Below are 12,083 nucleotides of genomic sequence, written 5' to 3' on the forward strand. Positions count from 1 at the left end.
GCCCGACTTTTCGCAGAAAAGTCGCCTGCGCTCAGCCCGAGCCGATCAGCACCCCGGCGGCGAAGACCAGCGCACCGCCCAGCACCACCTGGAAGGCCGCGCGGAAGAACGGCGTATCCATGTATTTCTTCTGGATCCAGGCGATTGCCCAGAGTTCGCAGAACACCACCGCCATGGCGATGCCGGTCGCGGTCCAGAAATGCGGAATGAGATAGGGCAGCGCATGGCCGAGCCCGCCAACCGCCGTCATCACCCCCGAGGCGATCCCGCGCTTCAGCGGCGAGCCCCGCCCCGAGATCGCGCCGTCATCCGAGGCGGCCTCGGTGAAACCCATCGAGATCCCGGCCCCGACCGAGGCCGCCAGCCCGACAAGGAAGGTCGTGCCGGTATCCTGGGTCGCGAAGGCGGTGGCGAAGATCGGCGCGAGCGTCGAGACCGAACCGTCCATCAGCCCGGCCAGCCCGGGCTGGACCCAGGTCAGCACGAACTGGCGATGGGCGGTCCGGCGCTCGCGCTCGACTGCATCGGTATCGAGCCGGGTGGTGACCAGCCGGTCGGCAACCGCCTCGTGCCCGGCTTCGGCGGCGGCCAGATCGCCCAGCAGCTTGCGCGTCGCCGCATCCGTCGCCCGCCCGGCCGCGCGCAGATAGAAGTCATGCGCCTCGCGCTCCATCCTCTCGGCCTCTTCGCGGATGCGCTCGATGCCGAGATTGCGCATCAGCCAGACCGGTCGGCGCGCATAATAGCCCGCGACATGCTCGCGCCGCAAAAGCGGGATCGCCTCGCCGAACCGGGCGCGGTGGGTGTCGATCAGGCGGCGGCGGTGGTTGTCCTCCTCCCTGGCCATGGCCTCGAAGACCTGCGCGGAGTCGGGATAATCGCCGCGCAGCTGCTCGGCATAGCTGCGATAGATGCGGGCATCATCCTCTTCGGAGGAAATCGCGAGCGCCAGGATTTCCTGTTCGTTCAGGTCTGAAAAGCGGCGGCGCTGGGAAAAGCCGGGGATCATCGGAAGGCTCCAGTTTATAATAATTCTAATCTATAGCAGCAATCCGGGCCCCCGCAAGAGCGGGAATGCCGCAGCCCGTCCATGGGGAACCAGAGCCGCACAGTCCGGCACGCGCCCGAAGGCCCAAGGCCCCATGACCGCCAGAACGGACCGGATCGGCAAGGGACGCAAAGCAGACCAGGGGCCCGAAGGCGTCCGGGAGGGGGCTGCGCGACAGCGTCGCACGCGTCCCGGCAAGGGACCATCGCGGGCAGGAACACTGTCTTGAACGCCACGCTTTACAGTGACGTCCCCGACAAGCAGTGCCTGTTCTTCACGATGCTGCGGACTGAATGCGACCGCCCGGCCGGAGCTGCGCCAGACCTGATCGAGCCGACCTCCCCGGCCGAGACCATGCTGAAGGCGGCGCCCCGGCATATCGTCCCGAACCTGCTCTCCGAGATCAGCCAGTCAGTGTTCCGGATCTGTCTGGTCGAATCGGATCGCCCCCAGGATCTCGGCATGGCCTACCGCTGCTCCGATGCGCTTGCGCAGCGAGAGCGCGTTCGACGCGGCGGGGCGGGTGAAGGCAGGGTGGCGATGATCCCCCTGCGCGCTCCGGGCACAGACCGACGCTGACGGCCGGATCTCAGTCCAGCCGACGGACCAGAAGCTGGTTGCCGACCTGTCTGGTCTCGAAGCGTTTGAGCTCGCGCACCAGGTCTGACAGCTTGCGCTTTCCATAGGTCCGGGTATCGAAATCGGGATTGTCCGCCGTGATGAACTGGCCGATCTGACCCAGCGTGAACCAGTCGTCCTCCTGGTTGATCTTGTCCATGGCGCGGACGATCAGCTCTGAAACTTCATGCGGCGGCCGTTTGCCTGCGGGCGTCGGTGCCGGTTGCGCCTTGTCGCGGGGGGCGGCGGGCGCGGGCTCTTCGACGATATTCTCGATCAGCACGAAGCGGTTGCAGACATTGCGCAGCGAAACCGGCGTCTTGGCCTCGCCGATCCCGATCACGTCCAGCCCGTGTTCCCGGATCCGGCTGGCCAGGCGGGTGAAGTCGCTGTCGGACGAGACCAGCACGAACCCGTCGAAGCGGCCCGAATGCAGAATGTCCATCGCATCGATGACCAGCCCGATATCGGAAGCGTTCTTGCCCTTGGTATTGGCGGTTTCCTGATGCGCGACCAGCCCGAGGGTCAGGACCTTGTCGGCCCAGGGCTTGAGCCGGTCCGAGGACCAGTCGCCATAGACCCGGCGCAGCGCAGGCTCGCCGAAACCGGTGATCTCCTTGAGAATCGGCTCGGCATGGCGGGCAGGGATATTGTCGGCGTCGATCAGGACGGCCAGAAGCGGCGGCTTGGTCTCGGGCATGGCTGTCTCTGGGTCGGGGTTGCGGTCCGGGCGACATATCGCCCGGACCGACCTATAGCCCAACCTGCCCGGAGACGAAAGCAGGGACCGGGTCGGTCCCGGTGCCGGCGGTCAGTTCTTGACGCGGTAATCGTCGTGGCAGGATTTGCAGGTCCTGCCGATCTCGCCGACCGAGTTCCGCAACGCGTCCAGCGAGGCCATATCGGCCGATCCGGCCGCCGCCTGCAATGCTTCGGCCTTATCGGTGAAATCGCTGAAATCTTTCCAGATCGCGGGCTTGGCTTCCGATTCCGGATCGTCGGCCTGCGTCTCGAACAGGCCGGGCACCTTGTCGGCGGTCTCGGCAATGACCGCTGCGGCCGCCCCGGCCGCCTGGGCGTCGAAGGCAGCCTTTCCCTTGGCCATGTCGGCGATGGACTTCATGTTCTTGCCGATGGTCTCCATGGCTTCCTGCCGGGCCTTCACGGTCGGGTCGGTGGCATCGGCCGCATGGGCCAGCGTGGCCGCCGCGGCAGCCAGCGCGAAGATCGTCATTCGGGTCATACGCCTTGTGGTCATTCGGATCCTCCTGATTGACCTGCCCAGCCTAAGCCGGAATTGCGACAAAATCCGGTCACAACGCCGTGGGGTCGGCCCGAAGAAGGAGGGAGAGCGCGGCGGAAGAGGCCCGAGCCTCGGGAGCCCCGACCATTCCGACCCGGCCGCAGCCGGCCGGGTGTCACCGCCCAGATCAAGGGAGGAGCACGAAGGGACCGAAAATTCTTGCAAAGAATTTTCTGCCCGCGGATCGCGATCCGGGACCTGCAAGGCGGATGCGAGGCAGCGCCCGGGATCTGACGGCATGAGGAAGAGAAGCGGTCGACCAAAGGACAAAATTCTTTGCAAGAATTTTGACTTGGCCGACCGGAGTGGGAGGTATTCCCCGGTGCCGCAGGCTGGGTGGGGGCTGTATCGCCGCGGCACCGGGTCTAGCTTTTCGCTATGCCCCTTTATGGACAGGGTTCCGGGCACCGACAGGATGCAGAGAGGCCGAAGCCCGGGTCTTTTCGGGGCAAAACCCGGGCGGCTCTTGATTTGCGCGCCGGGGGGCGGCACCTTCGGGACATGAGCGCCATTCCTCCCATGCCGGCCCCAAGCGAACGTCCCGCCGAACAGGTTGCCTTCCACCGCAGCGAACTGGGGGTCATCCTTCCCCTTTACGGCCGGATGGTTGCCGCGGGCGAATGGCGCGATTACGGCATTTCCTGCCTGCGCGACGCCGCCATCTTCTCGATCTTCCGGCGCACTGCCGAACATCCGCTCTACCGCATCGAGAAGCGCCCGCGCCTGCGCGCGCGACAGGGGATGTATTCGGTGATCGCGATGGACGGCCGGATCCTCAAGCGCGGCCATGACCTGCCCGGCGTGCTGCGGGTGCTCGAACGCAAGCTGATCCGGCCTGTCGACTAGTCCCCGCCAAAGGGCATGCGGCGATGCGCGGTCGGGCGGCCTTCGCCCTGGGCCTCGATCCGGACCACGGCATCGGCGATCCGCTCATAGGCCACCGACATCGTGTGCCCATTGGCATGGATCAGCACCTCGGCATCGACGGCCAGCGCGACATGACCGCGCCAGAACAGCAGATCGCCGCGCTGAAACGGCGTGCCTTCAGGCAAAGCCTCGCCCAATCCCCGTTCCTGCTGGTCGCTGTCGCCCGGACAGTCCAGCCCGGCGGCGCGCCAAGCGGCCTGGACGAGCCCCGAGCAGTCGATCCCCCAGACCGAATTGCCGCCCCAGAGATAGGGCACGCCGAAAAAGAGCTGCGCCACCGTCACCGGATCGCGGAACGGCACGTTCAGCGGCCGCAGATGGACCTTGGGCACGAACCAGCCTTGCGCAGTCTCGAAGAACCCGCCCGCGGCCGAGACCACGCGCAGCTCGGAACCGAAGGACAGCCCCATGAGCTCGGGCCGCTTGAGATCGGGCGCGGAATAGGCGTGGCTGGCCGGCACCGCCACCCGGTGGGTGGGCGCCGGAGCATCGGCGGCCAGCGCCCCGGCCGCGACATAGCCCACGAACCCGTCGCGCGCGGCCCAGCCGAACCCGACCCCGTCATGAACCTCGAGCAGCTCGAAGGCCTCGCCCAGCACAAGCTGGCGCTCGCGCGGGCCATTGGGCGCACGCAGCAGATCGGTCACCGGCCGGATGACCCGCCAGCGCTCGGGCTCTGCATAGCGCGGCGCCTCGACCACGCCCCTCAGCCGGGACGCCGCGACCCGGTCATTCGCGGGCGTCTCGCGCCGGTCGCGGTCCGCCGGACCGCTCACAGCCCCGGACCCTCGGCCCGCCCCCCGGGCAGAATGCCGGGCAGCGCCCCGAGGATCGCGCGCGCGCCCTGCCCGACACCCCCCTTGGGGCGGGCCGGGGCATCGGAAGGCTGCCAGCCATAGATGTCGAAATGGGTGTAGCGCGTCTCGCCGACAAAGCGGCGCAGGAACAGCGCGGCGGTGATCGACCCGGCAAAGCCGCCCTTGGGCGCATTGTCGAGATCGGCGATGCCCGGCTCGATCATCGCCTCATAGGGGGCATGAAACGGCATCCGCCAGACCGGATCGGCCCAAAGCCCCCCCGCCTGGGCAAGCGCCCCGGCCACGGTCTCGTCGCCGGTATAGAAGGGCGCGATATCAGGCCCCACGGCCACCCGCGCGGCCCCGGTCAGCGTCGCCATCGAGATCAGGGCGTCGGTCTCTTCCTCGGCGGCATAGGCCAGCGCATCGGCCAGTACCAGCCGCCCCTCGGCATCGGTATTGTTGATCTCGACCGTCAGCCCGTTGCGCGCGGTCAGGATGTCCTGCGGCCGCATCGCATTGCCCGCGATGCTGTTCTCGACCGCCGGGATCAGCACCCTCAGCCGCAGCGGCAGGCCCAGCGTCATGATCGTCGAGGCCAGACCCAGCACCGTGGCCGCGCCGCCCATGTCCTTCTTCATCAGCCCCATCGAGCTGCCGGGTTTGACGTTCAGCCCGCCGGTATCGAAACAGACCCCCTTGCCGACCAGCGTCAGCCGCGGCCCAGCCGTGCCCCAGTGCAGATCGAGCAATCGCGGTAGCTGGGCGGCGGCGCGGCCCACGGCATGGATCATCGGGAAGTTCCGCGCCAGAAGTGCCTCGCCCCGGATCGCCTCGAGCGTCGCGCCATGGGCTGCGGCCAGCGCGGCCACCGCCTCTTCCAGCGCCTCGGGGCCCATATCCGAAGCCGGGGTATTGATCAGATCGCGGGTCAGCACCTCGCCCGCCGCCATCGCCTCGAGCAGGGCCGGATCAACGCCCGCAGGCGCCTTGAAGCTGGCGCGGGGCGCGGCGGATTGCGCCCGGTAGCGGTCGAAGCGATAGCCCGAGAGCAGAAGTCCCAGCGCCTCGGCCTCGAGATCGGCGCCGGTCAGCGCCGTGTCGAGATGCCAGGCGCCCTCGGGCAGGCGCCCCGCGACCGCGGCAAGGTGGAACCGGCCGCGCGCCCGGGCCGCTGCCGTGCCATGGCCCGCGACCGCCCCCGCGACGGTACCGTCCGGACCGGGCAAGAGCTGGAACTCGCCCAGACCGGCCGCGAACCCCGTGGCGTCGAGCCAGGCCATTTCGGCCTCGGTCCGGCCGGATCGCCAGGTCTCGAGAGCCTCCTCATCGACGACAAAAAGCGGGCGCGACGGCGCGGCGGAGTCGGCAAAGCGGGGGCACATGGAGCGGTCCTTCGGGTCTGGTCGGAATGTGCCCAGAGCCTAGTCTCTTCCGCGCGGCCCGCAAGCCGGTTCAGCCCGAGCGGTGCTGAAGCGCTTCGGCCAGCCGGAACGACCGCACCGCGACCCGCTTGAGCCGCGCCAGCGTGGCGTCGATGGCAACCGGATCGCCCGACTGCGCCGCGCGCGCGACATTTCGCGCGGCCGAGGAAAGACTGATCATCCCCATCGTGTCGCCAAGGGCGCGAATTTGTCCGGTCAGATCAATGCAATCCTTCGGGCATATCTGGCCGACCGCCAGATCGAGCCCCTCGATCAGCGTCTCGAGCCGGTCGATCGACAGGACGATCAGATGAGACGCCCTTACCTCGCCCAAATCGACGAACATGTCAGCCAGGCGCTCGGAATCCAGCCGCAAGGGCTCCTCCTGGCGCATCGTTACGACGTTGGACACCTTGCGCACCCTCCGGTCACCACACCTCTGGCGGGCACCCTCGCGCAGCAGCGTCAAGAAAGCGTTGCCAGCGGCGCGGGAAATAGCTCGAATTCCCGCCAATTGCAGCTTATGCAGCCGGGTAGGAAATCGGGGAGAAGCCGCAGAGATGAAGAACGCACGCCCGCTGCCCAGCTATCTAGTCCAGCGCTATCACGGCTGGAAAGCCACCACCCATGCCGAGAACAAGGCCTGGTACCGTCGCCTCGCCGAGGAAGGTCAGCGCCCGCGCGCGATGATCATCTCCTGTTGCGACTCGCGCATCCATGTCACCTCGATCTTCGGGGCCGACGAAGGCGAATTCTTCATTCACCGCAACATCGCCGGTCTGGTGCCGCCCTGTGCGCCCGATGGCGACCACCACGGCACCTCGGCCGCGGTCGAATATGCGGTGACGGTGCTCAAGGTCGCCAACCTGCTGGTGGTCGGCCATTCCAATTGCGGCGGCGTCCGCGGCTGCCATGACATGTGCGCGGGGCTCGCGCCGCAGCTTGAGGAAAAGACCAGCTTCATCGGCCGCTGGATGGACCTTCTGCGCCCCAGCTACGAGCGTCAGGCCGGTATCGCCGACGAGGCCGAGCGGCTGCGCGCCATGGAGAAGGAAGCGGTGCTGGTCTCGATCGAGAACCTGATGACATTCCCCTTCGTCAAGGCCGCGGTCGAGGCCGAATCGCTGACCCTGCACGGGCTCTGGAACGATATCGGCGAGGGCGCGGTGGAATGCTACGACCCCGAGTCCGGGCGGTTCCTGCCGGTCTGAGCCCGGCGGAACCGGCCCTGCGGGCCTGCCTCGGTGCGGGCCTGTCCTAGTCGAGAACCTTGCCCTCGGGCCAGACCATGCGGTGGCTCAGCGTCACCTCGCGGGTCGCGCCGGGGGCAAGCTCGAAACGCCATTCCAGAATGCCGCGCCGCCCGTCGCGATCGGTCGCCGCAGGTGCCGGATCGGCCTGCCAGGTGATCTTCAGATCCTCCTGTTCCGAATAGGGCACCCGGTCGAGAAGCCGCACCGGCCAGGTCTCGCCGGTCAGGTTCTCGACCACGATCCGCACCGCCTCGGACTGTTCGTTCGACTTCTTCAGAACGCCCCGGTCGCCCTCGTTGCGCTCGCTCACGGTGCGGGTCAGCCGAAGCCCGTCGATCGGGCCGAAGGGCAGGTCGGCCTTGCCGCCCGCCGGGATCAGACCGGTCGGATGCTGGCCGACGAAGCGGCCGTCGAGATAGAACATCGCCTGCGCGCTCGGCAACACGATCTCGTCCGTGCCATTGACGATGGAGGCCACCAGATAGGCGCTTTCATCGCGTTCGGGCACCGCCTCGGCCAGCAGCTCGGCGGGCATCTCCAGATCGTCCAGCGCAAGCCGCAGAGTATCGGCCCCGGTCGCGATATCGACGGCCACCGGATAGTCGTAATGGACCGCGAGCCCGTCGAAGGCAGTCGCCTGGGCCCGCACCGGCGCCGACGCTGCTGCGATCGCCCCCCTGGCCGGTGCCACGCGCATGATGTCGCCGCCCCGAACGACCGACGCTTCGGCCTCGGCCGGATCCGAGATCCGGCGCAAGAGCGGCCAGAGTTCGCTCGGCGCGGTCCTTCCGCCGGGACGCGCGGTCGACAGGCCCAGCGCGACACCTGTCCAGTTCTCGCCGGTCTCCTGCGCCACCAGCGCCCCGCGCTCGATCGTGACCCGGCTTTCCGCGCGGTCGAGCCGGATATCGTAGACCGGGGCCCAGCGCGCCGTGTTGACGGTGTAGCCGACCGTGACCTTGCCCGCGGCCGGGCCATCGCCCGGCCCCTCCGCGGCCGTCACCGTGATCGCCAGCATCGCCCGCGCCCCATCCTCGGGCACCAGCGCGGCCAGCGCCTGCCGGGCCTCGTCCAGCGCCTCGCGAAGCGGCTCGAGGCCCCGCTCGGCCGCATCGGCGCGGCCCCGGGCGGCGATGGAGTCGGTCAGCGCCGTCTGGGTCTCGGACCCGATCATCCGCGCCAGCGCCTCCAGATCGCCGACGGTCATCGCCGCGGAGCCCTCGCCCTGGCCGAGCCGTCCGAGGAAGGCCGCGCGCGCCTCGGCGCCCTGCGCCTCTGCCCGGATCCGCGCCACCCCGGCCTCGGCCGCCTCGAGGGCCTGACGCCGGCGCTCGACCTCGGCCTCGGCCTCCGCGATCTCGGGCGGCGTTGCCGCACCGCGCGGCATCACGAAATCGCGCCGGGCCGAAACGCTGCCCAGCCTGGCGCCCTCGACCGAGACCCGGACCGTGCCCAGCGGCGTGGTTCTGGGCAGATCCGCCAGGATCAGGCGGTGGGTCCCGGCCGGAAGCTCGAAATCCGCGCTGCGCGTCACCGCCGCGCCGTCCGGAAAGAGCGTGACCGCCTCGACCCGGCTGGAAACGAGAATGTCATCGGCCCAGCTCGGAAAGGGGATGAGGATCAGGCAAAGGGCAAGGGCTCGCATCTTGTCGCTCCGAAGGCTTGGGAATCCGAAAGCTGAGGATCTTGGAGGAAGATTGCGGACCGGCGGGCGCGCGCGCAAGCGAAACCCAGGCATCGGCAACGCGCCGCCGGCAAGACGGGCCGGATCACGGCCGCGTCGCGCGCAAGACGCGCCCTCTGTCTGACGCGAGCCCCCTCACGGATGAGACCGGAGGCCTGGCCGCACCACAGGGAAAAGGGATGACACTGTAAGGCGTGGCCGGGCGAGGGCGCGGTATTGCCGGGGCTGCCACCCCGTCTCCGCCCAAGGGCACCATCCCACCAGAGCGTTTGCCGGGGCTTTCGCCCCGGATCGCTTCCTGGCCGGGGCTCCGCCCGTTCGCAGCTCAAACGCCACACAGGGGCGTTTGCCGGGGCTTTCGCCCCGGATCGCTGCTCACCCCTTCTTCAGCACCCGCTGGCCGAGGACTTCGGCGATCTGAACCGCGTTCAGCGCCGCGCCCTTGCGCAGGTTGTCCGAGACGCACCACAGGTTCAGACCGTTCTCGATGGTCGAATCCTGCCGGATCCGGCTGATGAAGGTGGCGAAATCGCCCACGCATTCGACCGGGGTCACGTAGCCGCCATCCTCGCGCTTGTCGACGACCATGATCCCGGGCGCCTCGCGCAGGATGTCGCGCGCCTCGTCCTCGTCGAGGAACTCCTCGAACTCGATATTGATCGCCTCGGCATGGCCGACGAAGACCGGCACCCGGACGCAGGTCGCGGTGACCTTGATCGCGGTATCGACGATCTTCTTGGTCTCGGCGACCATCTTCCACTCTTCCTTGGTCGAGCCGTCATCGAGGAAGACGTCGATATGCGGGATCACGTTGAAGGCGATCTGCTTGGGATAGACCGAGGGCGCGACCTCCTGGCCCGGCACATACATGCCCTTGGTCTGCAGCCACAGCTCGTCCATCGCCTCCTTGCCCGAGCCCGACACCGACTGGTAGGTCGAGACCACGACACGCTTGATCTTCGCGCGGTCATGCAGGGGCTTCAGCGCCACCACCATCTGCGCGGTCGAGCAGTTGGGGTTGGCGATGATGTTCTTCTTCGAATAGCCATGGATCGCGTCGGCATTCACCTCGGGCACGATCAGCGGCACGTCCGGATCGTAGCGGTAGAGCGAGCTGTTATCGATCACGACGCAGCCGGCCTTGGCGGCCTTGGGCGCGTATTCCTTCGTCGCATCCGAACCGATGGCGAACAGCGCGATATCCCAGCCGGTGAAGTCGAAGGTGGCCAGATCCTGGGTGGTGATCGTCTTGTCGCCAAAGCTGCATTCGGTGCCGAGCGAGCGGCGCGAGGCAAGTGCGGCGATCTCGTCCACCGGAAACTCGCGCTCGGCGAGGATGTTCAGCATTTCGCGGCCCACGTTCCCCGTGGCGCCGACGACAGCGACCTTGTAGCCCATCTCTGGCTCCCTTCAGGCAAGTCCTGATTTCAGTGCGTGGGAGCCATACAGGAAAGCCGGATGAGGCGAAAGGCCCGTTCAGGGACGCGCCGCGGCAAGGATGCGGGCCAACGCGGCCGCCTCGATGCGGACGCCCCCCCCGGGCGTCTCCTCGAGTTTCGGATAATAGACCCGGTCGAGATAGCTCATGAAGGCGGCCCGCAGCGCCGGGTCGAACCCGAGATCCCCGGGCGCGGCCAGCAGGGCAGTCAGCGCGGCCTCGCTTTCGGCCGGCGTGGTCAGCCCGGGAATGGCGAAGAAGGCCTCGCCCAGCACGATCACCGGCTTGTCGTGGAAGAAGGCCTGCAGCCCCATCGAGGAATTGATCGTGATGACGGCTTGCGCGGCGGCAAGCTGGGCGAAACTGTCGGTGGCATTGTCGATCACCAGCCTCCCCCGGGCCGCGGCCACGGCCGCGGCCAGAGGCCGGGCCAGCGAGGTCTTCGCCGAGGGATGCTCCTTCAGCCGGATATGCCAGCCGCCGGGCAGCGCCGCCGACGCGCGGGCAAGCGCCGCGATCATGCCCTCGACGCTTTGCACCCAGCCCGCGAACATCGTGATCTGGCTGTCATTGGGCACCTGCAGCGGGCAGAACAGGAACGGCCCCGCCGCGCTCAGGGCTTCGGCGCCCGCCTGCCCGACATCGGCCCGGCGCGAGGCCCGCGCCACCAGCCCCTGCCCCAGCGCGCGCCACGCCTCGCCCTGCCGCGACGGGTCGGCCGCGGCCCAGTCGAGATAGAAGCCGGGATCGCGCGGCAGGCCATTGCGCGCATTGACCCCCACCGGGTCCAGCGTCACCCGCCCCGGAAACGGCGCCAGTTCCGCGAAGATCCGCCCGGCACCGGCATCGGCCGCGCCCTCCATGAACGCCCGGCGCGAGCCGGTCAGCCCGTTCCAGCAGACCGCGAGCCGGTCGGGATGGCGGGTGAAATAGCGCCGCGACCAGTTGTATTGCGCCGCGATAAGGGCCCGCTTCAGCGCGCGGCCCAGACGGCCCTTCGGCTGGCGCTTGGCGACGGCCAGTGCCTCTCTGGTGCGGGCGCGGGTTTCGGGAAAGCCGCGAAACGACAGCCCGATCAGCGGCAGCCGGTGGCCGCCCCCGGCGGCAGCGGCAATGGCGCGGAAGATCGCGTCCTTGCGCCGGGTCCAGCCGGCCAGATAGGCGATCATCGGCCCGGCTCCGGACCTGCGCGTCTGTCGGCTGTCATCGGGGGCCCCCTTTCAGATCCTCGCGCTCCGGGCATAGACCAGCTCTGGCACGGCAGCAAAGGGTTGCGCGCCGGGGGGACGGCTCCGGCGGGACCTGGCGGGCGACGATCCGTCGAAAACGGTCGGGGGGGAATAATCGGGACAGACGATCACCGGGAGACGCAGCGCGGACGCTGGCCGAAGCCCGCGGGCGAACAGATATGCGAGCCCCGTCCCTGCCGGCGATCCAGGGCCAGAGCGGCGGCCTTGCGCGCAGCCTTGCCCGACCGCGGCGGTTCCGGTTTCGATCCCAGTTTCGGCGCGAGCCAGTGCAGGACCGACGTGCCGGCAATGGCCTTTTCCGAACGGAAGCCCTCGGCCGAAGCCGCACCGCCAGGGGCCGA

At 68.5% G+C, this 12,083-nt stretch carries 12 protein-coding genes; 3 read left to right on the top strand and 9 right to left on the bottom strand.

The window, feature by feature from the left end; translation table 11 throughout:
- Positions 1 to 31 precede the first annotated feature (31 nt).
- Positions 32 to 1,009: an iron exporter MbfA gene (mbfA, locus tag ACK8CO_RS08810; protein ID WP_414898885.1), complete on the bottom strand. Its 978-nt coding sequence runs from the start codon at positions 1,007 to 1,009 to the stop codon at positions 32 to 34.
- A gap of 264 nt (positions 1,010 to 1,273) precedes the next feature.
- On the opposite strand from mbfA, the gene ACK8CO_RS08815 reads away from it, so the two are divergent.
- On the top strand, positions 1,274 to 1,627 hold the full coding sequence (locus ACK8CO_RS08815) for a hypothetical protein (RefSeq protein ID WP_414898886.1): 354 nt from the start codon (positions 1,274 to 1,276) through the stop codon (positions 1,625 to 1,627).
- A gap of 10 nt (positions 1,628 to 1,637) precedes the next feature.
- Here the strand turns inward: ACK8CO_RS08815 and ACK8CO_RS08820 are convergent, their stop codons facing one another.
- Together ACK8CO_RS08820 and ACK8CO_RS08825 are read right to left on the bottom strand one after the other, a co-directional pair.
- Positions 1,638 to 2,366: an NYN domain-containing protein gene (locus ACK8CO_RS08820; RefSeq protein ID WP_080614854.1), complete on the bottom strand. Its 729-nt coding sequence runs from the start codon at positions 2,364 to 2,366 to the stop codon at positions 1,638 to 1,640.
- 111 nt (positions 2,367 to 2,477) lie between these two features.
- The gene (locus ACK8CO_RS08825; protein ID WP_414898887.1) at positions 2,478 to 2,924 is read right to left on the bottom strand and encodes a c-type cytochrome; all 447 of its coding nucleotides are present in this window, start codon (positions 2,922 to 2,924) and stop codon (positions 2,478 to 2,480) included.
- Positions 2,925 to 3,470: 546 nt separating this feature from the next.
- On the opposite strand from ACK8CO_RS08825, the gene ACK8CO_RS08830 reads away from it, so the two are divergent.
- Positions 3,471 to 3,815 carry a DUF2794 domain-containing protein gene (locus ACK8CO_RS08830; RefSeq protein WP_414898888.1) on the top strand — a complete coding sequence of 115 codons (345 nt, stop codon included), beginning with the start codon at positions 3,471 to 3,473 and terminating at the stop codon, positions 3,813 to 3,815.
- On the opposite strand, the gene ACK8CO_RS08835 is transcribed toward ACK8CO_RS08830, so the two are convergent.
- The 3 genes from ACK8CO_RS08835 to ACK8CO_RS08845 all read right to left on the bottom strand — a co-directional run bounded on the left by ACK8CO_RS08835 (position 3,812) and on the right by ACK8CO_RS08845 (position 6,586).
- A complete protein-coding gene (locus ACK8CO_RS08835; RefSeq protein WP_414898889.1) occupies positions 3,812 to 4,672 on the bottom strand; it encodes an NlpC/P60 family protein in 861 nt (286 codons plus the stop codon). The genes ACK8CO_RS08830 and ACK8CO_RS08835 overlap by 4 nt on opposite strands.
- A complete protein-coding gene (locus ACK8CO_RS08840) occupies positions 4,669 to 6,078 on the bottom strand; it encodes a leucyl aminopeptidase family protein (RefSeq protein ID WP_414898890.1) in 1,410 nt (469 codons plus the stop codon). Before ACK8CO_RS08840 ends, ACK8CO_RS08835 begins: the two co-directional genes overlap by 4 nt.
- 70 nt (positions 6,079 to 6,148) lie before the next feature.
- Entirely contained in the window at positions 6,149 to 6,586 is a 438-nt protein-coding gene (locus ACK8CO_RS08845; RefSeq protein WP_414898891.1) for a hypothetical protein, read from the bottom strand.
- A 91-nt stretch (positions 6,587 to 6,677) separates the two neighbouring features.
- Here ACK8CO_RS08845 and ACK8CO_RS08850 point away from each other — a divergent pair, with 91 nt between their 5' ends.
- Positions 6,678 to 7,328 (top strand): carbonic anhydrase, encoded by a 651-nt coding sequence (locus ACK8CO_RS08850; RefSeq protein WP_414898892.1) that lies wholly within the window; start codon positions 6,678 to 6,680, stop codon positions 7,326 to 7,328.
- Positions 7,329 to 7,374: 46 nt separating this feature from the next.
- Here ACK8CO_RS08850 and ACK8CO_RS08855 read toward each other — a convergent pair whose 3' ends face one another.
- From ACK8CO_RS08855 to ACK8CO_RS08865, 3 genes are all read right to left on the bottom strand, one after another.
- On the bottom strand, positions 7,375 to 9,015 hold the full coding sequence (locus tag ACK8CO_RS08855; protein WP_414898893.1) for a DUF4139 domain-containing protein: 1,641 nt from the start codon (positions 9,013 to 9,015) through the stop codon (positions 7,375 to 7,377).
- Positions 9,016 to 9,429: 414 nt separating this feature from the next.
- Entirely contained in the window at positions 9,430 to 10,452 is a 1,023-nt protein-coding gene (locus ACK8CO_RS08860) for an aspartate-semialdehyde dehydrogenase (protein WP_414898894.1), read from the bottom strand.
- Positions 10,453 to 10,530: 78 nt separating this feature from the next.
- Entirely contained in the window at positions 10,531 to 11,661 is a 1,131-nt protein-coding gene (locus ACK8CO_RS08865) for a capsular biosynthesis protein (RefSeq protein WP_414898895.1), read from the bottom strand.
- Positions 11,662 to 12,083: the final 422 nt, after the last annotated feature.

Source organism: Rhodovulum sp. HP10 (genome assembly GCF_047553435.1).
Classification (GTDB): Bacteria; Pseudomonadota; Alphaproteobacteria; order Rhodobacterales; family Rhodobacteraceae; genus Rhodovulum.